The organism is Halostagnicola kamekurae (assembly GCF_900116205.1).
In the GTDB taxonomy this organism is placed as follows: Archaea; Halobacteriota; Halobacteria; order Halobacteriales; family Natrialbaceae; genus Halostagnicola; species Halostagnicola kamekurae.
In genome coordinates this window covers 85,763-107,937 of record NZ_FOZS01000001.1, presented here as the reverse complement: position 1 = coordinate 107,937, position 22,175 = coordinate 85,763, and the positions used below count along the sequence as shown (strand labels likewise).

Below are 22,175 nucleotides of genomic sequence, written 5' to 3'. Positions count from 1 at the left end.
TCACTACAGCCAAGTAATCCAAATGCCAGTCAGGATTTCCCGCCGGGGTACTCGTGGTACTGCATCCCCTGATGTTTCATCTCGTTGTGTCGTTCCTCGAGGAACGAGTAGACCGCGCCGTGTGGCGCGCCGTCGAGTAACATCTCGGCGGCGGTTCGGACGGCGTCGACTTCCGGCGGGGCGCCGATGACGCCCAGCGTCGAGCCGTAGATGACGACCGACGCACCGGAGAGTTCCTCCATCAGCTCTCGAGTGCGGCCGTTCTCGCCGATCAGTCGTCCTTTCTTGCGTTTCAGGTCGTTATTGTTGCGCGAGGCGGCGTCGATGTCGACGACGTCGAACAGCATCATGTCGTCGTCGAGGAGTCGAAGCGCGTCCTCCGGCGGGAATCCGCGACCGATCGCACGAACGATTTCGGGGCCCTTGAGTCCCTTGACCGGATCGCCGACGGTGTCGACGGCGACCGACCCGTTTTCGGAATCGATGTCCAGTCGAACCTCGGCCGCCGCTTCGATCTCTCGCATCGTCTCGCCTCCTTCGCCGATGAGAACGCCGATACGGTCCTGCGGAATCTTCACGTGCTGCATGCTCGCTACTACTGGGTGAAACAGCAAAAGGCCTTGGACCGCGTTCGCAGGTCGTTCCCACGGATTTGGCGGCCTCTCGGACTCATTCGCCGAGCGGCAACGACGACAGGCGCTCGTCGCCTAGACGACGTCGACCGTCTTCGTCTCCCGCTGGGGAACGAGCGGCAGTTCGGGGAACGCGACGCTGACCGTAAACTCGAGTTCGTCCGCGTTGGCCCCGAAGACGCCGACGGGAACGGTCTCCTCCCCTCGGAGGTACGTGCTCGTCTTCGTCATCTCGACGCCGTTGACGGTGACGCGAATGCCCGCCTGTGCGGGTTCGCCGACGTTGCGAACCGTCACCTCGCGGGCGTCGTTCTCGCCGGTCGCGATCTCGTCGGGGAATCGCCCCCACTCGAGTTCGACCGCGGGAAGCGACTGCGCGCTTTCGTAGACCCGCTCGGCGACGCCGTCCGACAGACCCGCCGAGACGAGTCCGTCGATTCCCGCCGCGACGAGGTCGCCGGGCGTCGAGTGTCCCTCTTTCGCGAGCTTGCTCGCGCGGCCAGGTCCGACACCGTCGATGGCCGTGAGCCCGACCGCGTCCTCGGCGACGCCGTTTTCGATCCGGGCCTCGACCCGTCGGGCGAGGTTCGCCTCGTGCGGTCCCGAAAACCGCTCGAGAAACGCCTGTAGCGCCGAGAGGAGCCGGGTCGCGTTCCGGCGGATGACCCACGCGTCGCTCCGGAGTTCGCTCGGCGTCGAGCCGCTGGCTGCTCCCCTGAGAATCGCGAGCACCTTCCGCTGGCCCGCATCGAGGTCGTCGGTCTCCCGGCCGACCAACACGGCGTTGATCGCGTCGCGTTCGGACTGGCGCGCCGAGACCGAGTCGAACTCGACCGCGCCGGCCACGGTCTCGAGTACGTCCGCCGTCTCGATCGACTCTCGCTCGGTCAGCGAGGCGAACCTGGCCGCCGTCTCGAGGCGCAGGTAGTACTTCGAGGCGAGCACGCCCCGCGGTGTCGCCTCGATCGAGAGGTCTTCGCCCGTCTCGACGAACCCGCGCTCGACCAGGCGCTCGAGACAGTCTCGAACGCGCTGTCGGAGGTTCGGGAAGTCGTACTCCTCGGGCCGGGACTGCCCGCGGACGTAGTAAAACGTCGTCTCGAGCCAGTCCATCACGTCCTCTAAGTCCGTGATCGTCCCCATCGCGATCTCGGCGTTGAGGTGGGTCTCTAAGCTCTCGGCGAGTCGGGATTCGATCTCCTTGCCCTCTTGGAGTAGCTGTCGATACTTGTCGGCCTCCGAGGCGTCGCAGACGACCCAGCCGTAGCCGACGTCGTCGTAGCCGGGCCGTCCGGCCCGCCCGAGCATCTGGAGCACGTCGAGCGGGCTCATGTCGACCTCGCCCTCGAGCGGGTCGTGGAGTTTCGTGTCCCGGATGACGACACACCGGGCGGGCAGATTCACGCCCCAGGCCAGCGTCGAGGTCGAAAAGAGCAGTTCGACGACCCCCTCCTTGAACCACTCCTCGACGAGGTCCCGGTCGTTTTTCGACAGTCCCGCGTGGTGGAAGGCCACGCCGTCGAGGACGGAGTTACGAAGCGTGTCGTTCTCGAGTTCCTGTGCGTCGGTGTGGAAATCGTAGTCCCCGCGGGCCCCCATCGGTACGTCGCGTTCGGCGATCTCGTCTCTGGCTTTCTCCGCGGCCCGAACCGTGTCCTGTCGCGAGGAGACGAACACCAGCGCCTGCCCGTCCTCGCGCAGGTGCGGCTCCGCGAGGTCGAGCGCCCGGTACAGCCGTCGGTACTTGTCCGCGAACGCGTTCTCGCCGTGCGTGTAGGTCTTCACGCCCGCGTTGAGGTCGACGGGCCGGTACTCCTCGCCGAACTCGAAGGTCGTCTCGGCGCTCGCGTCGAGCCACGCCGCGACGTCTCCGACGTTCGGCATCGTCGCGGAAAGCGCGACGATTCGCGGTTCACAGAGCCGTCGCAATCGCGAGATCGTCACCTCGAGGACCGACCCTCGCCGGTCGGCATCCAGCAGGTGCACCTCGTCGATCACGCAGACGTCGATATCCGTGACGAAATCGTAGCGCCTCGAGTCGTGCTTTCGGGTCGCCGAGTCGAGCTTTTCGGGAGTCATCACGAGGATGTCCGCCCGCCGCGCGCGTCGCGGGTTCAGGTCGCGCTCACCGGTGACGACGTAGACCGAGTGGCCGAGCTCCTCGAAGCGATCCCAGTCGTCTTCTTTCTCGTTGGTCAGCGCTCGCATCGGGGCGATAAAAAGCGCCGTCCCGCCGTCGGCGAGCGTCTTACAGATCGCCAGTTCCGCGAGCGCGGTCTTTCCGGACGCGGTCGGAGCGCTCGCAACCACGTTCTCCTCGCGCTCGAGTAAGGCGGGCAGGGCTTCGCGTTGCATCCGGTTGAACTCCTCGAACGCGAAGGCGTCGGCGAACTCCGGCAGCACCTCGGCGACCTCCATCACCCGAAAACGGGAAGCGGTCGGTGAAAGGCGTTTCCTTCGCGTGCCGCCGGACCGTTCGGAGCTGACTGCGAACGCGGAACGCGATCGCGAACGGCCACTCGGAGCGTGAGCACCCCGAAGACGAGACCGAGACGAAATCAGGGCTGTTGGTGCTGACCCGACCGCTCGGAGACGTTCTGGAGTTGATCGCTCAGCAGACTACTCGCGTGGTCGGGTCTGGGAACGTGCTCGAATATTAGCTCCGGATCGCCCGACCCTGCGGTGTAGACCGTCAGATTCCCGTACCCAAGCAGTCGACCGACCGCGTCTTGCTCGAGGCTGATGTTCTGGACGCGCTCGAGGCGAAACTGGGTGACGTCTCTCGAGACGACGCCATCTTTCTTGTAGAGTTCGGCGGTCGTGATGACATAGCGGGTGTTCGTCCAGACCAGGTATCGAACGAGCACCAGCGAGACGCCGACGAGCGCGAGCGCGAAGCCGATCGCCAGAAACAGGGTGGTTTCGCTCGCCGTACTCCAGCCGACGACGACGATCCCGACGAGCGTGACGAGGACGCCGACCGGGAGTCCGGTCCCCATCGCGACCGGGTGCGGACGACTCTCCCAGACGATGTCGTGCTCGTCGCTCAGGTGAAACCAGTCCGGCGTGGAGCCGAAGGCCATTGCCCCCTCGCTATTCCGTTGGTCACCGTAAAGCTGTCGCGAGAATGGTGTGCTTACCGCGACGTTCCGGCGGTGACCGAGTGCCGACCGCGGCGACAACGTCCTTTTGCCCGTCCGGTCCGAACGGGTGGGCATGACTTCGGTCGAAACCAAACTCGAGGCCGCCCGCGCCGACCTCGCGAGCCGCGACGGCGCGCTGGTCGCGTTCTCCGGCGGGGTGGACTCGAGCGTCGTGGCCGCCATCGCACACGACGCGCTGGGCGAGGACGCCGTCGCCTGTACGGCAAAGAGCGAGACGCTTCCCGAGGCCGAACTCGAGGACGCGAGGCGGGTCGCAACGGAGATCGGCATCCGCCACGAGATCGTCTCCTTCTCCGAACTCGAGAGCGACGACTTCGTCGAGAACGACGGCGATCGGTGCTATCACTGTCGGACCATGCGGCTGGGTGAGATGCTCGAGACGGCCAGACGACTCGACGTCGGGACGGTCTGTGACGGAACTAACGCCGACGACCCCGGCGCGGGTCACCGACCGGGGTTGCAGGCGGTCGAAGAACTCGACGTCGCCTCGCCGCTTTTGGCCCACGACATCACGAAAGACGAGGTTCGCGAGATCGCCGAACGCTACGACCTCTCGGTCGCGGACAAACCGTCGATGGCCTGTCTGTCCTCTCGCATCCCGACGGGGATTTCGGTCACCGAGGAGCGACTCACCCGCGTCGAGCAGGCCGAAGCCGTCCTCCGCGACTGGGGGTTCGACCAGTTCCGCGTGCGCGACCACGACGGGCTCGCGCGAATCGAGGTCGCCCCCGACGAGCTCGAGGTCGCGCTCGACCCGGCCTTCGTCGAAGCCGCGCGCGATGCTCTTTCGGATATCGGCTTCGAACACGTCACCCTCGACCTCCACGGCTACCGGACCGGGAGCGTGAGCCCCGAGACCGACGGCACGGATGCCAGCGGGAGGGACGTCGTCAGCGCGGATGTCGATGGAGCGAGCGTCGACGACGACGTCCCGAGTACGGACTGACGGCCCTCGGCCGAGGCTCGACACGCGATAGGCGAATTCTTCGACTTCGACGACATCTGAAACACGTTCGTCCAGAATATAATCTTCTTCGACCAGCAAAACCACTCATTGGTCCGATTTCTCAACTAACGTCCGGGAATATTGCGTAATACGATACGAACGTATCCCTTGCCTGAATAGGGGGACACGATGGAGATCGAGGTTCCCCCAGACTGGACCGAAGCGGAACACAGGAGCTACACACCAGCGGACAGCGATCGGGAAATGCAGTACCGACTCTATCGCCACGAATCGGGCGACCTCCGGGTCAAGGTCGCACCGGCGTCGCTGGACGGCGAAGACCATCCGGGTTACACGCTCACGACGACCAGCTATCCGGGCCTCGACATCTCTGAGACGAACACCGTCAGAACCGTCCTCACCTTCGAACGCTGCGGAAAAATCGCCCGGCGCTTCATGGAACTCTTTTCGGCGAGCTACGACGGGCCCGGGTCGCTCGAGGACGCCGTCGAGTACGCACACGACCGGACGTGCGAACACCGGTAGTCCGGACCCGACGCCGCTCGCGTGCAGTTGCTGTCGCCCTCCGTTGGATCTGAGCGCTCGTCGCCGTTCCGCGGCTTACCACCCGTCGTCGTTTCGTGGCTTAGCCCGTCGAACACGGTCGCGCCGCTTGGACTCGAAACGCAGTGCAGAAACGCTATCCTACGTTCCCTTCGTCGAACAACTCCGGGGCCGCATCGACCGAAGCGTGTTGCCGGTGCGTGGAGTGCCGTCGCTTTTCGCCGTCCGAGTCGTTCGCTACCTGCTTGAGGCAGTCGACGGGCCGACCGGTTCGCAGGCGTTCTCGAGTCATCTCAGTCGTCGCCCGGCGCGGCGGAGCCGTCGGCGTTCGCCGCGGCATCGTCGTCGGCGAAGGGGTACCACGCCTGTTTGCCGTCGTCCATGTACGGCGCCTCGAAGTCCGACTCGGCGGGTTCGCAGAACTCGACGAGGGCTTCGGTGCCGGTCGCTTCGACCCACTGGCGGAACGTCTGTCCTTCCTCCCGGTGGGCCGCGAAGGCCTCGAGGAGCCGCTTGATCGCCATCGGCGCCTCGTCGGCCGGCACGCGCTGTTGGATCCACTCGACGAACGAGGGGTCCTCGCCGACCCCGCCGCCGACGCCGATGTCGAAGGCCTCGACCATCTCGCCGTCCTTGCGGGCGCGCATGCCCTGCAGGCCGATATCGGCCGTCATCGCCTGTCCGCAGTCGGCCGTACACCCCGAGTAGTGCATGCGGATCTGCTCGACGTCGTCGGGGAGGTCGACGTTGGCGTTGAGCCAGCGCAACATCTTCGCCATCCGCGCTTTCGTCTCGGTCAGCGCGATCGAACAGAACTCGGTGCCGGTACAGGCCATCGCGCCGCGGTCGAAGACGCTCGGTTCCGGCGGGTAGGTCTCGAGCAGCGGTTCCGCGAGAAGCCCCTCGAGGTTCTCGTCGGGAACGTCCGTGATGATGCAGTTCTGTCGCCGGGTGAGTCGAATTTCGCCGGAGCCGTACTCGTTGGCCAGATCGGCGATCGCGATCGCGTCTTCCGCGGGGAGCCGTCCGACGGGGACGGTCAGCCCGACGTAGTTCGTCCCGTCGGATTGGTCGCCGACGCCGACGTAATCTCGGGGGCCGTCTCCGTTCGGTCGACCCGCGTTGTACGTGTACTCCTCGCGGAAGTCCTCGCCGGCGGTTTTCAGCTCGAAGTCGACGTACTCCTCCTGGAGCGTTTCGCGGATCTTCTCCTCGCCCCAGTCCTCGACGAAAAACCGCGAGCGGTTCTTCGCCCGCGTCGTCCGGTTGCCGTAGTCGTGGTAGAGTTCGACGAAGCCGCGGCCGACCTCGTAGGCGTTCTCGGGCGTGACGAAGATGTCGAGCGGCGTCGCCGCACGGGGCTGGCGACCGCCGAGGCCGCCGCCGACGCGCACGTTGAATCCCTTGACGACCTCGCCGTCGATCTCCTTGCGGGCCGCCTCGAAACCGATGTCGTTGAGCGAGTCCTGGGCGCTGCCGTCTTTCGAACCCGTCGCGCTGATGTTGAACTTCCGGGGCATGTTCGACAGCGCGTCGTCGCCGCGACACTTCTCCTGAAACTCCTCGAGCAGCGACAGCGAGTCGACATACTCGTCGATCTTACCGGCGAGCGCGCCGCCGGAGATGTTTCGCATCGTGTCACCGCCCGCGGATCGACTCGAGACGCCCGCCGACTCGAGGCGCTCCCAGACGTCTGGAACCTCCTCGAGATCGAGCCAGTGGAGTTGGACCGACTGGCGGGTCGTCAGGTCGAGAAAGCCGTTCCCGAACTCCGGGTTTTCGACCGGGCCGGTCGCGTAGTCGCGAGCGACCTCGCCGATCGCGCGGAGCTGCCCGGGCTCGAGCACGCCGCTCGCGTTCGTCAGCCGCATCATGAAGTACGATTCCTGACCGTCGCGCTGGTGGAACAGCCCCCAGAACTTGAACCGGGTGAACCACTTGTCTCGTTCGTCCTCTGGAATCGACTCGAAGCCTCCGTCGGCGAACTCGAGGATGTGTTCTCGGACTTCGTCGCCGTAGCAGTCCTCTTTGTACTCCTCTTTTTTATGAACCATCGACGGTCACCCCAACATGGACTGAACACTCGTCTTCTAAATCTGTATATTCTAATTGGATCATTGCTCAATGTACGCTTTATAGCCATGGTAGTGAACAATATAATGGTAACCGTTTACAATTGGGCAAATATCATCGTATTCTCCGACGACTACCCGATGTACAATGACATATTGTGTGTACTAGGACGATGATCGAAGTTATCGGCCGTAGCAGCCACCGTCTTTTCATCGCTTTCGCGGTGAGTCACGACCGATCGTGGCCGTCGTTGGCACTCAAGCACGACGTATCGCGCTCGAGGAATCGAGTACGACGTTCGGACTTGGGACGTACCCGTCACCCTTCGGTCGCGGTGGTCCGAACTCACGAAACTCCCAGCGACCTCACGCGGACTGCGGCGACGGCCGGTCGCCAACTCGCCGCCAGCCGAACTCGAGCCAGACGACGGCGACGAGAAACAGTGCCATACCGAAGACGTCGGCGTACCCCTCCCCGTGCGCAACGGCCGTGACGGGCACGCCGGCGAGGAGGCTGAGGGGGACGATCGGCGCGCCGGACCGGCGGTAACAGACGGCGATCGCGGCCACCGCGACGATCGATCCGACGGTGCCGACCAGGGCTGCCCCGCCGACGATCGGATCGGAGACCATCGTTTCGACCGCCGTCGCGACACCGTCCCGCTGGGCGTGCGGGAGCGACTGCGTTTCCCGGATCAGGATCCCCGCTGCGATGCCGGCGATCGCCTCGAATCCGGTGTAGAACGTGAGGTAGATAGCGGCTCCGGCCCGACCGATCGTGGCAACGGGGCCGTCGTACCCGTCTAACATGACGTAGAGGCAAACGCCGAGTAACCCGAACAAGGGCAACAACAGGACGTGTATGAAATACCAGGTGTCCGCGACCGCCGCGAGCGACTCGTACGTATTCTCGCCGGCGGCGGGGTGGAGCCACAGCGCCACGCCGAGGAGGACCGGCGTCGAACACAGGAGGAGCCACCGGAGGAGGCGACTCGAGGGACTACCCCCCTCGTTGCTTCCGTTCGTTCCCTCGCTCGATCGATGGCGTTCGGTAGCAATCAGCATGTATGTTCGTGGCGATTTCTGCCGAGGCTCTACGTAAGTATTATCGAATAATAGACACGTGTTCGATCGACTTCACAAGGGCCGTTGAGCCATTTCGCCGCGGTTCGGCATCGGCCGTCGGACCGGCCGCGTGCCGCGGCGGTATCGCTCAACGATCGTTGAGTCAGGAATCCGAGTGGATCACGTGTCGAGGGCCGAATTCCGTCGGACGCGCTCGGTCCGCAGCACCGACAGATCGTCGTCAACCGTGAGGCGGAGTTCCGCGTCGTCGACGCGATAGGTGGTCTCGTACTCGTCGGGAGCGACGCGCTCGGTCCGCCAGTCGCCGGACTCGAGTCGGTTCAGCAGGTAACGAAACCCGAACGTGCGGGCGTCGATTCCGTTGTCCCAGTGAAAGGCCGTCGACGCGGGGTGTGTCGCGAGCCAGATCGACGGCGGGCCGTGGACGACTCGCCAACACTGTCGACACCGCCCGCGGACCGTCCACTTGACATCGCTTCCTGCCGCCGACCCGTCGTGAAACTCGACGTCGACGGCGCCGCCACATTCGTTGCAGATGTTCTCTCGAAACCGCCAGAAGAGCGTCGCTCGATCCGCGTTAGCGCTCGCGAGTAACGACTCCGCGTCGCGACCGCGAACCTGGGCGGGCGTCACGTGCATCCCGCCCGTTCGGCGCTCGCAGTCGTTGCACTCGTACAGCAGGGCGAGGTCGTCGACCACTACCCGGAGCGCCTCGGCATCGCAGAACGGGCATCGTCCCTCGACCGCGACCGGTTCGAACGTCACGCTCCCGGCGTAGGCTCCCGACAGGAAGAGTCGGACGACGGATTCGCCCGCGAACGTGAACTTCCACCCCTCGTCGACCTGCCGGAGGTAGGTGCCGTCGAGCTTCTCCAGGTGGTAGGAGAGCTGTGACGTCGAATCGGCGTCGATACGCTCGTAGACGTCGGAAAACGAGAGTATCGGCATCGGGTCGTCCGACCAGTCGTCGTTCTGATCAAGCGCCTCCGCGAACGCGCGGAGGATCGCGATCCGCGTCGGGTCTGCCAGGACGCCGAACGCCTCTGCGGCTTCCTCCTCGTTCGGCATACACTTCGATTTCGGGGGCAACCGTATTAGTGTTCGTCCGGTGGGTCCCCGACCCGTCACCGCAGAGGTCGATTGCGGTCGCTCGCCGCGATCGCTTGTCTGCTGGCGTCCGATTGAGTTCGCCGTGGTCTGCCGTGGCCCGCTGGAAGCTGTTGACATCACTTGTGTCTGCTCGAGTCTGGTTGAACTCGCTCGACCTGCCGCGTCCCAGGGCCGGCCGAATATCCCGCGTGTGAGTCCGAGTAACTCGCTCGCGTTCGACCCGGTTCGGTAGCGTTTTCCCGCCGGTCACACTCTGTTCAGCCATGACAGCGTACCCGCCGATCAGCAAGCAGCTAGACGATCTCGAGGGGACTCGAGAAGAGGGTCGCCGAAAGATGGACTGGGCCGCCCAGCACATGCCGATCATGGAGGCGGTCGGCGACGAGTTCGAGACCGCCCAGCCCTTCGAGGGCGAACGGATCGCGATGGCGATGCACGTCGAGGCGAAGACGGCGATTCTGGTCGAAACGCTCGCCGACGGCGGCGCCGAGGTCGCGGTCACGGGCTGTAACCCCCTCTCGACCCACGACGACGTGAGCGCGGCGCTCGACACCCACGAGAACATCACGAGCTACGCGAAACGCGGCGTCGACGACGACGAATATTATGAGGCGATCGAAGCCGTCATCGACCTCGAGCCGACCGTCACCGTCGACGACGGCATGGACCTCGTCGCCGCGATCCACGAGGACTACCCCGAACTGATCGACGGCATCGTCGGCGGGGCCGAGGAGACGACCACCGGCGTCCACCGCCTGCGCGCGATGGACGACGACGGCGCGCTCGAGTACCCCGTCTTCGCGGTCAACGACACGCCGATGAAACGCCTGTTCGACAACGTCCACGGCACCGGCGAGTCCTCGCTGGCCTCCATCGCCATGACCACCAACCTCTCGTGGGCGGGCAAGAACGTCGTCGTCGCGGGCTACGGCTACTGCGGCAAGGGCGTCGCGAAGAAGGCCGCCGGCCAGAACGCGAACGTCATCGTCACCGAAGTCGAACCGCGCCGCGCGCTCGAGGCCCACATGGAGGGCTACGAGGTCATGCCGATGGCCGAGGCCGCCGAGGTCGGCGACGTATTCCTGACGACGACGGGCAACCGGGATGTAATCGTCGAAGAGCACTTCGAGTCGATGAAAGACGGCGTCTTGCTCGCGAACGCGGGCCACTTCGACATCGAGATCGACCTCGACGCGCTCGACGACCTCGCGGTCGACCGCTACGAGGCCCGCGACGGCGTCGAGGCCTACGAGATGGACGACGGACGCCGATTGAACGTGATCGCCGAGGGACGACTGGTCAACCTCGCGGCACCCGTCTCGCTCGGCCACCCCGTCGAAGTGATGGACCAGAGCTTCGGCATTCAGGCCGTCTGCGTGCGGGAGATGCTCGAGAACGGCGATGAGTACGACGCCGGCGTGCACGACGTCCCCGACGAACTGGACAAAGAGATCGCGGAGATCAAACTCGAGGCCGAAGGCGTCGACTTCGACTCGTTGACAGACGTCCAGCGCGAGTACATGGGCTCGTGGGACCACGGAACGTAAGAGAGCACGCGGAACCGCGAGCGAACGGAGCGTAGAGACGTATTTTCGCGGACTAATGGGTGTCGGTATATGTCGCGTCACGCCACGCTCTCGGTTCCGCCTGTGGCTTCCAGAACACGAATCGCGTCTTCCGGAGAAACAGCACTCGTCGTCGCTCTTTGCAGACCGTCTCGTTCCGACGTACAACTTCCCGCCCGATAAGAAGTCTCTGTACGGTATATGCGGGTTCGAAGCCAACGACTAGCTGTAAGGTGACCGACAATGACAGACACTTCGGCAAACCGGTTGGAAAGCACGCTCGGCGGGATTCGACTCGAGGGCCGTCCGCATCAGCTCGGCGTGTGGGCGATCGTCGGCCTTCGGCTCGTCATGGGCTGGGTCATGCTGTCGGCAGGGTGGGGGAAGTTCACGAGTGATTTTAGCGCCTACGGGTACCTGTCGAACGTCGATCCGGCGAGCCCGGCGAGCGGAATCTTCGGCGCGATGGCCGAGAACGCATCGATGATGGCCGCGGTGGACGTCATCGTTCCCGCGACCCAGATCCTGATCGGGCTGGCCCTGCTCGCCGGCCTGTTCGTCCGACTGGCGGCGCTCGGAGCGGCGACCCAGATGGTGCTTTTCTACCTGGGTAGCTGGGACGTCGCCGGCGGCGCGGTCAACGATCAGTTCGTCTACGCCGCGGTCTTCCTCGCGCTGGGCGCGTTCGCGGCCGGACGGGTCCTCGGCGCCGACCGCTACCTCGAGGAGCACTCGCTGGTGGAGCGCTTCCCGTCCCTGCGGTACGTCCTCGGATAGCCTCGGTCCCCCACAACCGGCAGTCCCAGGGCGGTGCGTTTTCGACCGGGCGAAGCCGCCTATCACCCCCGGACGCCGCTTCGTGCGGACGGTCGTCCGATTCGCAGCCAACTATCACGACGAAATATCGAAACCCAACCATATTTGGAAGATATAGCTACGAATGTGTACCCATACGCTAAATCTGAACACAATCAAAACATATATCTTCTACTGCCCCAAGATATGAGTACGGAACGATCCACAATGTCCAACGTTTCACGCCGCGATATCTCGGACGATGATACGCTCGAGGCGGATACGGAGTCGGCCGGTGCGCTCGAGCACGTCACGGCAGCGTACGAGGACGGCCCGGATGCCTGTACGATGTACCCTCGGAACTGCACCGATCACGAGATCGCCACCCACTGGATCACCGCCGAGACGGGATCCTACGTCGACCTCTCCGAGATGCGCTAGGGAACTGACGCGTCTTCCCTTCTGTCTCACTCCCTCTTCTGCAAAAGGAACGCCCAAGGGGTTCGTCGATGTACGCCATGCCATGGCACCGTCGACTCGTTCTGAGAGTCCAGCACGATCCGTTCTCGTCGGGTTCGGTCTCGCGGCGTTCGCCTACGTCCTCGTCAACGTTCTCGTGACTCCGCTCGCGCTACTCGAGCCCGCGCTTGGCGATCCGAACCAGCAGGCCGATCGGGGTCTGACGATCGTCATGCTACTGCTGAACTTCGGCGGATTCTTTCTCGCCGGCGCGATCTACCTTGCCGTCACCGACCGCGGCTGGTCGTTCGTCGATCTCCGAATTCCCACGTTCGGCGACTGGGCGTGGGCCATCGCGGCGACGCTCGGGAGCATTCTGTTCATCGTCGTCTTCGGATTCCTCATCCAGTTCCTCGAGTTGCCCCAGAGCTCGAACCAGGTCGTCTCCCTCGTCGGCGACGACCGGATCTTGCTGCTCGCGATGTTCGCGATCGTGGTCTTCGCGAACGCGCCGGCCGAGGAGTTCTTCTTCCGAAACATCGTTCAAAAGCGCCTCTACGAGTCGCTCAGTCGGGACGGCGCGGTCCTCGCGGCGAGTCTGATCTTCGCGCTCGTCCACATCCCGTCGTACGTCGCCAGCGGGTCACTGTCCGGCATGCTCGTCTCGCTGGTCGCCGTCTTCTGTGGCTCGCTGATCTTCGGCTACGCGTACGCCAGAACGGACAACGTGCTCGTCCCGACGGTCGCACACGCCGGCTTCAACCTCTTTCAGTTCGGACTGCTCTACCTGCAACTCGAGTACGCCGACTCCGGGGAACTGCCGTCGCTGCTCCTCGAAACCGCCGTCGCGTTCGTCCCGCTGTAACTGCCGGGAAGCGACGCGTCGGATCTCGGTGCATCGGTTCGGCGCACCGGCTGCGACGCGTTCGATTATCCTCTATCGCCCCCGGCGCGCGAACCGCACCGAACCGCCCGCGCTCGACGCCGGGTCGCCTCGTTTAAGAGGGGCCACACGTGAGTGTGAGATATGTCCCAGGCGAAAGGCGATCGCCGCGAGCGCGAACTCGTCAACCTCCTCGACGAGGCGGGCTTTGCGGTGATGCGCGCCCCGGCGAGCGGGTCGGCGACCGAACGGGAACTGCCGGACGTGCTCGCCGGCGACGGCGAGACTTTCTACGCGATCGAAGCCAAATCGAGTTCGGGCGACCCGATCTATCTCACCGGCGAGGAGGTCGAGGCGCTCACCTACTTCGCGCAGAACTTCGGCGCGAAACCCCGCATCGGCGTCCGGTTCGACCGCGAGGACTGGTACTTCTTCCACCCCGGCGACCTCCACGTCACCGACGGCGGCAACTATCGCGTCAAAAGCGAGACGGCCATCGCCGAGGGTACCGACTTCGCCGAGTTCGTCGGCGAGAGCGAGAAGGTCACCCTCGAGGAGATCGACGAGGGCGGCGTCGACACCGGCCCCGACCCCGAAATCGTCCGCGTGCTCAACGCGGTCGAACAGGGCGTCATGGACGTCGAGGAAGCCGCGACCCTGCTCGAGTAGCGCTCGCTCGCGGTCACTCCCCGCCGGTCGTCGCCCGCTCCAGTTCGTCCGGCTCGACCGATCCGTAGTGCACGATGGCTTCGAAGCGCTCTATGGGCGTTCGATCACCGTCCGCGATCCCGCGTGCGTCCCGTTCCTCGAGTTCGTTCGCGACGAACTGCCTCGCGACGAGCGCCGTTCGCCCGTCTCCGCCCTCGAGACCTGCCTGAGCCTGCTCAAGGAGGAGCGCGGCGGTAAAGACGTCGAAGACGTAGTGGGCGAGTCGCTTCGCCGCCAACTGCGCGTCGTCGGTCTCGGCGTCGGCGAGCGCCGCCATCGCGTCCGCGAGGTCGCGGAACTCAGATTCGACGACCGCGGCGGATTCCTCGAGGACGGGATGGGTCACGCCCTCGAGTCGCTCCCGTACGGCTTCGAAGAACGGTTCGTGAGCGCCCTCACGCTCGAGCGCCCGGAGCACATCGAGCGAGAGAACGTTCTCGGTCCCCTCCCAGATCGGCAGGACCTGCGCGTCCCGAAGCAGTCGATTGGTGACGAAGTCGTCGACGTAGCCGTTGCCACCGTGGACCTCCATGGCGTAGGAGGCGGTGTCGACCGCCATCCGCGCGGTTCGGGCCTTCGCGATCGGTATCAAAAGTCGCAGCAGCCGGTAGGTGTCCTCGGGCGTCTCACCCTCTCGAGTCCCCCGCTTCTCAGAGTTTCCGTGGCCCCGTCGACTTTCCCGGCTCTCGGGATTCTCTCGGCCCTTCAGACTTCCACGATTCTCGCCGTTTTCGCGCTCGAGTCGCTCGCGTTCCGAGAACAGTCGCGCGGCCTCGAACGTGAACGCCGTCGCGGCCTCGTGATCGACGGTCATGTCGACCAGGTCGACTCGCAGCAGCGGGTGCTCCTCGATCGGTTTGCCGAAGGCTTCCCGGTTCGCCGCGTAGATCCGACTCTCGAGGAGCGCACGACCCATGAGTCCACACGACGCCGCGGCGTTGGAGAGTCGCTCGACGTTGAGCATCTCAGTCATCTGCTTGAACCCGTTTCCCTCCTCGCCGACGAGGATCCCCTTCGCGCCCGTGAACTCCACTTCGCCGGTCGGAACCGAGATGGTCCCGAGTTTGTCCTTCAGCCGGCGATAGTACTGATCGTTGAGATCCCCGGGCGGTAGCCCGCGATTCCCGCCCGCCGCCGCGGCGCGCTCTCGACGCTCGCGTTTGGTCAGCGCGCCACCCTCCGGATCGGCGTGAGGGACGAGAAACAGCGAGAGGCCGTCGGTCCCGGCCGGCGCATCCGCGGTGCGCGCGAGCGCGAGGGTTCCCTCAGCGTCGACGTTCGAACAGAACCACTTCTCGCCCTCGAGTCGCCAGTAGCCCGATTCCTCGTCGAACGCGGCGCGGGTCTCGTTGGCCCCGACGTCGCTTCCACCCTGTTTTTCGGTGAGAAACATCGCGCCCTCGATCAGGTCGGCGTGGTCGCGACTCGTGAGGGCGCTGTAGTAGGGCTCGAGCTCCTCGTCGCCGAACTTCTCGAGAACGAGCGCCACGCCCGTCGTCATCGCGACGGGACAGTCGAAGCCGGGATCGGCGTAACTGAGCAGGTACTGCATCGCGAGGTTGTGACTGTACGGCATCGGTTCCTCGCGGCCCGGCGGCGCGCGAAACGAGTCCGCGACGATGCCCGCCTCGTAGGCCAACTCCTCGTTTTCGCGTTGCTCGGCGGGGTACCGAACGTAGTTTTGAACGTCGCCGTGTTTGTCGTAGGGCTCGAGTACCGGCCCGTTGTCGTCGATGTAGTCTGCGTTGTCGGCGATCGTGTGGCCGACTGTGCGACCGAACGACGAGAGCCTGGGCGCCGCCCACGCGAATTCGGATTCGGTGTAGATCCGCTCGAGTTCGCGCTGGAGGGTGCGATCGAGAGCCCAGTAGTTGACGCCCCGCCCCTCCTCGAACTCGCCGAAATCGATCCTCGAACACATATCGTGCGTATAGTTGACGAATTACAATAAAACGGCTGCACCTCGAGCGGATTCGCTCGCCGCCTCGAGTGGATCCGTCCGCCGTCTCGAGTGGATCTGTCTGTCGGATCAGTTCCGGTCGTCGGCCCGCACGCGCTCGAGGCGCGTTCGCGGGAAGACGTAGACTTTCAGCGACGACGGGACGACGCCGTTCTGGGCCACCGTCGCGTGCGGGTAGACGGCGCCGACGACCGGTACGTCGGGGTCGTAGCGCTCGTTTGTCCCGTACTCGGAGACCGTCGCGTTCGCGTCGGGAATTCGGACGGCGTCCGCTCGCAAGTCCGAGACGTCGACGACCGTCAGCCGGTCTCCGGTCTCGCGGTCGCGAACCGTCACGCCGGGATAGAGCCGGTGGCGCTCGCAGTAAAACGGCCCCGCCGCGTCTTCGTCGACGAAGATCGAGTCGCCGCAGTCGGTACACGCGACGGCGATCTGGCCGAGTGGCGGCGCACGCCCCGCCGTAATCTCGATGGCGACTCGGCGAACGTGCTTACAGCGGACGTTCCGGAAGACGTGGTCCGGACAGGTACACCGCCCCGCCTCGAGGTCGACGAGGTAGGTGTGGCCGCTCTCGGATTCGACCTCGTAGAGGCCGTCGCCGAGAGCGAGGACGGACATCGCCTCCGTGCGCGCCCGGAGCGATCGCTCCTCGAGTCGTCTATCGGTCGGTACTGGAAGGCTGGTTTTCGGTGACGCGGTCGTTATCATGTGCGTCGAAGGCTGCAGGCGGTCGGCTGGCTATTCGACGTGTGTAGGTGCTCGAGGAGCATAACGGCCGCGCCTGCACACCCACCGTCGCCGATCCCCCGCGTTTCCGATCGACTTGCCACCGTCGACCCGTTGTGCGCTCCCGCCCGATTCACCGTCGCCGACTCGTTGCGCGCTCCCGATCGATCTCCGTTCGCCCGAAGCCCGTGGTCGAACCCCTCGAGCGCCGCGTTCACCCTCGAGGACGTATCTCGCGGACGATCCCTTCGATACGTTTTTCACCGGCCCGTCGAAAGCATCGGGCAATGATCGAGCGCGACAGCCTCATCGAAGCCGCCGCCGCCGTCCTCTCGGTTCTTCTCATGGTTTCGACGATGATGTACATCGGGACGACCCACTCCGGATCGGGCGGCCAAATGTCGGCCGTCGGCGGCCAGATGCTGGTCGCGGCGATCGTCGGGTTCGTTGTCGTTCTCACGGGTGTCGGAGTCGTACTGGCGTACACCCTGAACGATCCGGAAGACGGACTCGAGGACGCGGACACGCAGGGTTCGGCGTAGGCTATTTCTCCGTTGTATCGCCGCTCGTATCGCTCCCCCCTCAGGCGTCGCCTTCGGCCGTCGTCTCCCGCCAGTCCTCGAGTTCGTCCTCGTCGGCGTCGTCGATCCGGTGTTCGTAGTACGCCATCGGGTGGGGGATCTGCTCGCAGAGGTCGTCTTTGTTCACGCAGTCGCCGTAGGACTGCATCGTCGCACACGAGGGCGGGGAGTACTCGGTCGGCGAGGTATCGCCGCGGATGTGATCGGTCTGGTAGCGCGTCATCTCTTCGCCGAACGAGGAGTTCACCCGGTAGAGGTCGACGATGTCGTCGGTCTCCATCCCAATGCTCGCCAGAAACGCCGTGATCGCGAACCGGGAGTGGTGGGCCAGGTGTTCGCCCTTCTGAATCTGGTCGAGCAGCGCCTTCATACACGGCGGGAACAGGTCCGGAACGACGGTATCGATCTCCCGAGTCAGGTCCAGTTCCGCGAGCACCTCGCGGACCTCCTCGGCTTCCTCCTCGAGCGCGTTCCCGATCGCGTCCGGAACGTCGAACGGGAGTCCGTCCTCGATCCGTTCGCGCACGGCTTCGCGCAGGAGCGTCAGTAGCTCACCCTCGTCGACCGGCACCTCTCCATCCGCGAGCGGTCGGTTGACCAGTCGCCACTCGTCCTCCCAGAGGTCGCCGGCGAGAGGGAGGTACGTTCCCACGTCGATCCGGTACCGATCGTCGTCGACCGCCCGAACTGACTCCTCGAGGTCGAACTCGGCGAGGAGGTCCCCGAGGTCGAGTCCGGCCGTCTCGACGCTCTGTAGTTCCGTCGTGTCCGCGAGGTCGTCCGTGAACCGGTCGAAGGCCGCTTCGGCTTCGGCGCGGGCGTACTTGCGCACGAGTATCGACTCGCCGCCGAGCGAGACGAGCACCCGTGCCACGGGATAGGAGAGCAGTTCCACGCGGGGATCCCGGTGGGGCTCGCCCGTCGTTCCCTCCTCGAGCGAGGCGACGACGCGCTCGCGGGCGCGCTCGACGACGTCCTGGTCCTGCTCGACGACGGTTGCCAGATCGACGGCCTCCGTGGCGACCGACTCGCGGGCCGCCTCGAGGAAGGGGTATCGGGCGTGCAGTCGCTGCATCGATACAACGATTTCACTGGGAGCGGTTAAACGCGCTGGTTGTCGGCGCTCCCCGACCTCGCTCGTTGGCTCGCCGGGACCATCCACCGCCGCGTCGATGCTCGATTTCAAGGCCGTCGGCCACGTCGGGTGACGTATGCCACGGGTCACTCGAGACGGCGTGTCGATCTACTACGAGCGAGACGAGCGCGCGGACGGGACGACGGGTGAGCCGGTCGTCTTCGTGCAGGGGCTGGGCTACGGGCGGTGGATGTGGCGCTGGCAGCGCGAGGCGCTCGCGAACGAGTTCGACGTGATCGCGCCCGACAACCGGGGAACCGGTCGATCGGACGCCGGCCTCCCGCCGGGCGTTTCGAAACTGCCGCGGCGACTGCGCGCGCCCCTGCTTTCGACACTCGGCAGCTACTCCATCGAGGGGATGGCCGCTGACCTCGAGGCCGTCCTCGAGGACGCCGGGATCTTCGACGCCCACATCGTCGGCGCGAGCATGGGTGGGATGATCGCCCAGCAGTACGCCGTCGACTACTCGCGGGCCGCCTCGCTCACGCTTTGTTGTACGAGCCACGGCGGACCGGACGCGGTCCCGATCCCCGAGGAAACCCGCGAACACGTCTTCTCGACGCCGACGGGACTGACCGAACGGGAGCGACTCCGCCACCGGATGCGCCCGGCGTTCTCCGAGCGCTTTACCAACCGAAACCCCCATCTCGTGGACCGAATCATCGAGTGGCGACTCGAGCAGGACGCCCCGGAACCGGCCATCGAGGCACAGGCAGGGGCGGTCCGGAGCTTCGACCTCGCGGATCGGCTCGATCAAATCCGGGTGCCGACGCTCGTCGTCCACGGCACCGCGGATCGGGTGATCCCCGTCGAAAACGCCCGGCTGCTCGAGACGAAAATCCCGGACGCGACCCTCGAGACTATCGAGGGTGGCTCACACTGCGTTTTCATCGAAGCGAGCGACGCGGTGAACGATCACCTTCGATCGTTCCTCCGCGATCGGGTTCGGCCGAACGCCTCGGCGTGACCGATTCTACGGGGTTGCGAGTCGAATCCGCCCGTCGAACTCGACGCACACCTCGTAGCCCTCGTAGGGGAACGTGACTCGATAGCCGTTCGCCTCGCCTACGGTCCGCGTTCGAACGTGTTCGTAGAGCGCGTCGAGAGCTTCGGGATCGATGACGTCGTACAGCGGCGGTAACGAGGCCGCGTCCGTTTTCGCGAGGGCCGCTACTGTCGCGACGAGGACTTCGCTCGGCCGCCCGCCGTCGATATCGACGACGTGTTTCGACGGAGAATCAGCAGGGTCGCTGGAGGAGACCATGCCCCTTCTAGTGGCTTCTCGAGGGTAACTCCTCCCCTTTTTCGACACGGCACAGACATGTCGTCCGCCCTCGATCAGTCGCTCTGGATCCGCGGCGCGAGCATGTACGTGACCTGCCCGTTTCCGTCGCCGTAGCCGAAGAACATCTTGATCGGGAACTCCTCGCCGAGCGCGAGGGTCACTTCGGTATCGGATGGGATCGCCTTGTTCATGTCCTTCAGGTAATCGAGCGAGAACAGCGAGCGGGCCGGGCCGACCTGCAGGTCGATCAGATCGTCGCGCGTCAACTCGAGGTGGACGTCGTCGGTGTCTCCCTCCGCGTTGACGTAGAAGAACTCCTCGCTCTCGTCGACGCCGAGTGCGATGTGGTCCGAGACCATGTCGGCGGCTTTGACCGATCGGTTGAGGTCTTTGCCCTCGAGGACGACCTCCGCCGGCAGGTCGAGGTCCGGGATGTCCGGCTCCTGTCGGATCGAGTCGGGGTCGATCAGCGCGAGGGTGTACTCGAGCCCGTCGATCTGGATGTGGAGTTTGCGCGTCTCCTCGTCGAGTTCGAACTGGATGAGCTGGCCGGATTCGGCCATGCCGGCGATGTCCTCGAGTCGCGAGAGATCGACGCCGATGACGCCGCCGTCGGCTTCGTAGGATTCGAACGCGGCCGCCTCGAGCGAGAGGTCGACCATCCCGACGTTGGCGGGATCGACGGCCCGAATCTCGAGGCCCTCCTCCTCGAGGTGGATCTTACATTCGTCGACCAGCACGCTCACCGAATCGAGCGCGCTGGTGAGCGTTTCGGCGCTCACGATGGCCTTGAACATATAGGTCGGCGTACGGACGGTCGACATAAAAAGGCACCCTTTACGCGTGGGCGGACGATCAGTCGCTCCGATTCGTGACAGCCGTCCACACGACAGGGGAGCCTCAGTCGATCTCGGTGTCCCATTCGGAGAGCACTTTCCGATACGTGTCTCGTTGCGCTTCGAACGTCATCTTCTCGATGACGTCGTTCCGATGAGTCCATTCGACTCGAGTGACTTCTTCGGTGGGAGTTTCTACGTCGTTCTTCTCGCCGACAAATTCGACGAACCAGATCGACTGACGCTGTTCGCTGTATCCCTCGCTATCTCTCTGCGCGAACTCGTAGTGGTGGACGTGGTCCGAGCGATCCACGACCTCGAATGCCCTGGTACGAGTTCTTCCACGAGCTCTCGTTCGAGTGCCTCCCTGTCGCTCTCACCGGCTTTGATACCGCCCTGCGGGAAACAAAGGACCGATTCGTCCCACCCTCTGTTGTGGACGAGAAGGAATTGGTCGTTCTTGTAGACGACTCCGCTCACCGCTTCCCGACACGCCATACTGGAAATTCGTTGGTACTGTACTTAATTTTTGACTTGCTGGTCGGATATCTTTCGGACGACCAGTCGGCCGTATCGCCTTGCTCTGGCGGACCAGTGGTTCGGCCGTGGCTTCGTCACTAGACCATAACAAGCGAAAAGAACCCGCTGACTAAAACGGACTGCTAGAGATGAAAATCAGTCACTATTTCGAGTGGGAAGATCACATCACCGGGGGACACTATCAGTCAGTCCAGAACCAGCGGCGAATTCTGGACACTCGAGACATCGAATACACAACGGAACCGCGCCTCGACGTCGACGTGCTCCATCTGAACAACCTGGGTCCGAAATCACTCTTCTACGCCCGGTGTGCCAGGAGGAAATCGGTCTCGGTCGTCGTTCACGCTCACCAGACTGCGGAGGACTTCCGGGAGAGTTTCGCTTTTTCGAACCAGCTATCGAAGCCGCTGCGTCCGTATCTCGAGTACGGCTACTCGCTGGCGGACCGGCTGATATGCCCGTCAGAGCACAACAGACGAGTCATCGACACCTACACCGACGTTCCCAAGACCGTGATCAGCAACGGGTTCGACCACGAGCGTCTGGACGGGTTCGAAGCGCTCCGAGAGACCTATCTCGAGCGGTACGACCTCGAACCGCCAGTCGTCTTCAACGTGGGTCACGTCATCGAACGGAAAGGTCTCTCGAGCTTCGTGGAGACGGCCCGCGAACAGCCGGACCTGACGTTCGCCTGGTTCGGGTATATCAACCCCACGAACGGATGGACCGGGCGACTTCTCAAGAGTAAAACAACGCGAAAGATAGTCCAGAGCGCCCCGGAGAACTGCGTCTTTACCGGGTACGTGGACGACATTCGTGGAGCCTTCGCAGCCGGTGACATCTTCTTCTTCCCGACGAAAAACGAAAACGAGGGGATGGCTCTCCTGGAGGCGATGTCCTGTGGCGCTCCCCCGGTGGTCAGAGATATCCCGACCTTCGAGTGGCTAGAGGACGGCGAGACCTGCCTGAAGACCGATTCGGAGTTCGGTCGGTGTATCGAGCGACTCACGGCGGACGAGTTCCGTCGGCGGCTCGGCAGAAACGCCGCCGAGAAGAGCCGGGAATTCCGACTGGAAAACATCGGCGATCAGCTCGTCGACCTGTACGCCGAGGTAGCGGGATAGAACC

The 22,175-nt window shown here is 64.4% G+C and carries 24 protein-coding genes; 10 read left to right on the top strand and 14 right to left on the bottom strand.

What is annotated here, in order from left to right; genetic code table 11:
* Positions 1 to 29: 29 nt before the first annotated feature.
* The 3 genes from BM348_RS00540 to BM348_RS00530 form a co-directional block, all read right to left on the bottom strand.
* Positions 30 to 587, bottom strand: coding sequence for a KH domain-containing protein (locus tag BM348_RS00540; RefSeq protein WP_092900549.1), 558 nt, complete (start codon positions 585 to 587; stop codon positions 30 to 32).
* Positions 588 to 707: 120 nt separating this feature from the next.
* A complete protein-coding gene (locus BM348_RS00535) occupies positions 708 to 3,050 on the bottom strand; it encodes a DEAD/DEAH box helicase (RefSeq protein WP_092900547.1) in 2,343 nt (780 codons plus the stop codon).
* Positions 3,051 to 3,190: 140 nt separating this feature from the next.
* The gene (locus BM348_RS00530) at positions 3,191 to 3,715 is read right to left on the bottom strand and encodes a PH domain-containing protein (protein ID WP_092900544.1); all 525 of its coding nucleotides are present in this window, start codon (positions 3,713 to 3,715) and stop codon (positions 3,191 to 3,193) included.
* Between the two features lie 133 nt (positions 3,716 to 3,848).
* Here BM348_RS00530 and larE point away from each other — a divergent pair, with 133 nt between their 5' ends.
* Entirely contained in the window at positions 3,849 to 4,742 is an 894-nt protein-coding gene (gene larE, locus BM348_RS00525; RefSeq protein WP_092900541.1) for an ATP-dependent sacrificial sulfur transferase LarE, read from the top strand.
* A 189-nt stretch (positions 4,743 to 4,931) separates the two neighbouring features.
* Positions 4,932 to 5,288 carry a hypothetical protein gene (locus tag BM348_RS00520; RefSeq protein WP_092900537.1) on the top strand — a complete coding sequence of 119 codons (357 nt, stop codon included), beginning with the start codon at positions 4,932 to 4,934 and terminating at the stop codon, positions 5,286 to 5,288.
* A 311-nt stretch (positions 5,289 to 5,599) separates the two neighbouring features.
* Here the strand turns inward: BM348_RS00520 and BM348_RS00515 are convergent, their stop codons facing one another.
* The 3 genes from BM348_RS00515 to BM348_RS00505 all read right to left on the bottom strand — a co-directional run bounded on the left by BM348_RS00515 (position 5,600) and on the right by BM348_RS00505 (position 9,532).
* Positions 5,600 to 7,360 carry a nitrite/sulfite reductase gene (locus BM348_RS00515; RefSeq protein WP_092900525.1) on the bottom strand — a complete coding sequence of 587 codons (1,761 nt, stop codon included), beginning with the start codon at positions 7,358 to 7,360 and terminating at the stop codon, positions 5,600 to 5,602.
* Positions 7,361 to 7,744: 384 nt separating this feature from the next.
* A complete protein-coding gene (locus BM348_RS00510) occupies positions 7,745 to 8,443 on the bottom strand; it encodes a hypothetical protein (RefSeq protein WP_245779372.1) in 699 nt (232 codons plus the stop codon).
* 180 nt (positions 8,444 to 8,623) lie between these two features.
* On the bottom strand, positions 8,624 to 9,532 hold the full coding sequence (locus tag BM348_RS00505) for a winged helix-turn-helix domain-containing protein (protein ID WP_175507070.1): 909 nt from the start codon (positions 9,530 to 9,532) through the stop codon (positions 8,624 to 8,626).
* A 305-nt stretch (positions 9,533 to 9,837) separates the two neighbouring features.
* Between BM348_RS00505 and BM348_RS00500 the strand changes: the two genes are divergently transcribed.
* From BM348_RS00500 to hjc, 5 genes are all read left to right on the top strand, one after another.
* On the top strand, positions 9,838 to 11,121 hold the full coding sequence (locus BM348_RS00500; RefSeq protein WP_092900510.1) for an adenosylhomocysteinase: 1,284 nt from the start codon (positions 9,838 to 9,840) through the stop codon (positions 11,119 to 11,121).
* A gap of 261 nt (positions 11,122 to 11,382) precedes the next feature.
* Entirely contained in the window at positions 11,383 to 11,916 is a 534-nt protein-coding gene (locus BM348_RS00495) for a DoxX family membrane protein (protein WP_092900509.1), read from the top strand.
* A gap of 225 nt (positions 11,917 to 12,141) precedes the next feature.
* Entirely contained in the window at positions 12,142 to 12,375 is a 234-nt protein-coding gene (locus tag BM348_RS00490; protein WP_139231117.1) for a DUF7511 domain-containing protein, read from the top strand.
* Positions 12,376 to 12,457: 82 nt separating this feature from the next.
* Entirely contained in the window at positions 12,458 to 13,258 is an 801-nt protein-coding gene (locus tag BM348_RS00485) for a CPBP family intramembrane glutamic endopeptidase (protein ID WP_092900506.1), read from the top strand.
* A gap of 162 nt (positions 13,259 to 13,420) precedes the next feature.
* Positions 13,421 to 13,945: a Holliday junction resolvase Hjc gene (gene hjc, locus BM348_RS00480; protein WP_092900504.1), complete on the top strand. Its 525-nt coding sequence runs from the start codon at positions 13,421 to 13,423 to the stop codon at positions 13,943 to 13,945.
* A gap of 13 nt (positions 13,946 to 13,958) precedes the next feature.
* On the opposite strand, the gene BM348_RS00475 is transcribed toward hjc, so the two are convergent.
* From BM348_RS00475 to BM348_RS00465, 3 genes are all read right to left on the bottom strand, one after another.
* Complete coding sequence (locus BM348_RS00475) at positions 13,959 to 15,905, bottom strand: acyl-CoA dehydrogenase family protein (protein ID WP_092900500.1); 1,947 nt, start codon at positions 15,903 to 15,905, stop codon at positions 13,959 to 13,961.
* A 108-nt stretch (positions 15,906 to 16,013) separates the two neighbouring features.
* Positions 16,014 to 16,652, bottom strand: a complete 639-nt coding sequence (locus tag BM348_RS00470; RefSeq protein WP_092900498.1) for an SWIM zinc finger family protein — start codon at positions 16,650 to 16,652, stop codon at positions 16,014 to 16,016.
* Positions 16,649 to 16,888, bottom strand: a complete 240-nt coding sequence (locus BM348_RS00465; RefSeq protein ID WP_092900490.1) for a hypothetical protein — start codon at positions 16,886 to 16,888, stop codon at positions 16,649 to 16,651. Before BM348_RS00465 ends, BM348_RS00470 begins: the two co-directional genes overlap by 4 nt.
* A 69-nt stretch (positions 16,889 to 16,957) precedes the next feature.
* Here BM348_RS00465 and BM348_RS00460 point away from each other — a divergent pair, with 69 nt between their 5' ends.
* A complete protein-coding gene (locus BM348_RS00460) occupies positions 16,958 to 17,212 on the top strand; it encodes a DUF7472 family protein (RefSeq protein ID WP_092900488.1) in 255 nt (84 codons plus the stop codon).
* A 40-nt stretch (positions 17,213 to 17,252) separates the two neighbouring features.
* On the opposite strand, the gene priL is transcribed toward BM348_RS00460, so the two are convergent.
* A complete protein-coding gene (priL, locus tag BM348_RS00455) occupies positions 17,253 to 18,326 on the bottom strand; it encodes a DNA primase regulatory subunit PriL (protein ID WP_092900486.1) in 1,074 nt (357 codons plus the stop codon).
* Between the two features lie 136 nt (positions 18,327 to 18,462).
* On the opposite strand from priL, the gene BM348_RS00450 reads away from it, so the two are divergent.
* Positions 18,463 to 19,353 (top strand): alpha/beta fold hydrolase, encoded by an 891-nt coding sequence (locus BM348_RS00450; RefSeq protein WP_092900483.1) that lies wholly within the window; start codon positions 18,463 to 18,465, stop codon positions 19,351 to 19,353.
* Positions 19,354 to 19,359: 6 nt separating this feature from the next.
* Here the strand turns inward: BM348_RS00450 and BM348_RS00445 are convergent, their stop codons facing one another.
* The 4 genes from BM348_RS00445 to BM348_RS22335 form a co-directional block, all read right to left on the bottom strand.
* Complete coding sequence (locus tag BM348_RS00445; RefSeq protein ID WP_092900481.1) at positions 19,360 to 19,650, bottom strand: HalOD1 output domain-containing protein; 291 nt, start codon at positions 19,648 to 19,650, stop codon at positions 19,360 to 19,362.
* A 74-nt stretch (positions 19,651 to 19,724) separates the two neighbouring features.
* Positions 19,725 to 20,468, bottom strand: coding sequence for a DNA polymerase sliding clamp (locus BM348_RS00440; protein ID WP_092903501.1), 744 nt, complete (start codon positions 20,466 to 20,468; stop codon positions 19,725 to 19,727).
* A gap of 103 nt (positions 20,469 to 20,571) precedes the next feature.
* Positions 20,572 to 20,820 carry a hypothetical protein gene (locus BM348_RS21015; RefSeq protein ID WP_175507065.1) on the bottom strand — a complete coding sequence of 83 codons (249 nt, stop codon included), beginning with the start codon at positions 20,818 to 20,820 and terminating at the stop codon, positions 20,572 to 20,574.
* Entirely contained in the window at positions 20,703 to 21,005 is a 303-nt protein-coding gene (locus BM348_RS22335; protein WP_092900470.1) for an NUDIX domain-containing protein, read from the bottom strand. Before BM348_RS22335 ends, BM348_RS21015 begins: the two co-directional genes overlap by 118 nt.
* 170 nt (positions 21,006 to 21,175) lie before the next feature.
* Here BM348_RS22335 and BM348_RS00430 point away from each other — a divergent pair, with 170 nt between their 5' ends.
* Positions 21,176 to 22,171: a glycosyltransferase family 4 protein gene (locus BM348_RS00430; protein ID WP_092900468.1), complete on the top strand. Its 996-nt coding sequence runs from the start codon at positions 21,176 to 21,178 to the stop codon at positions 22,169 to 22,171.
* The last annotated feature ends 4 nt before the right edge of the window (positions 22,172 to 22,175 follow it).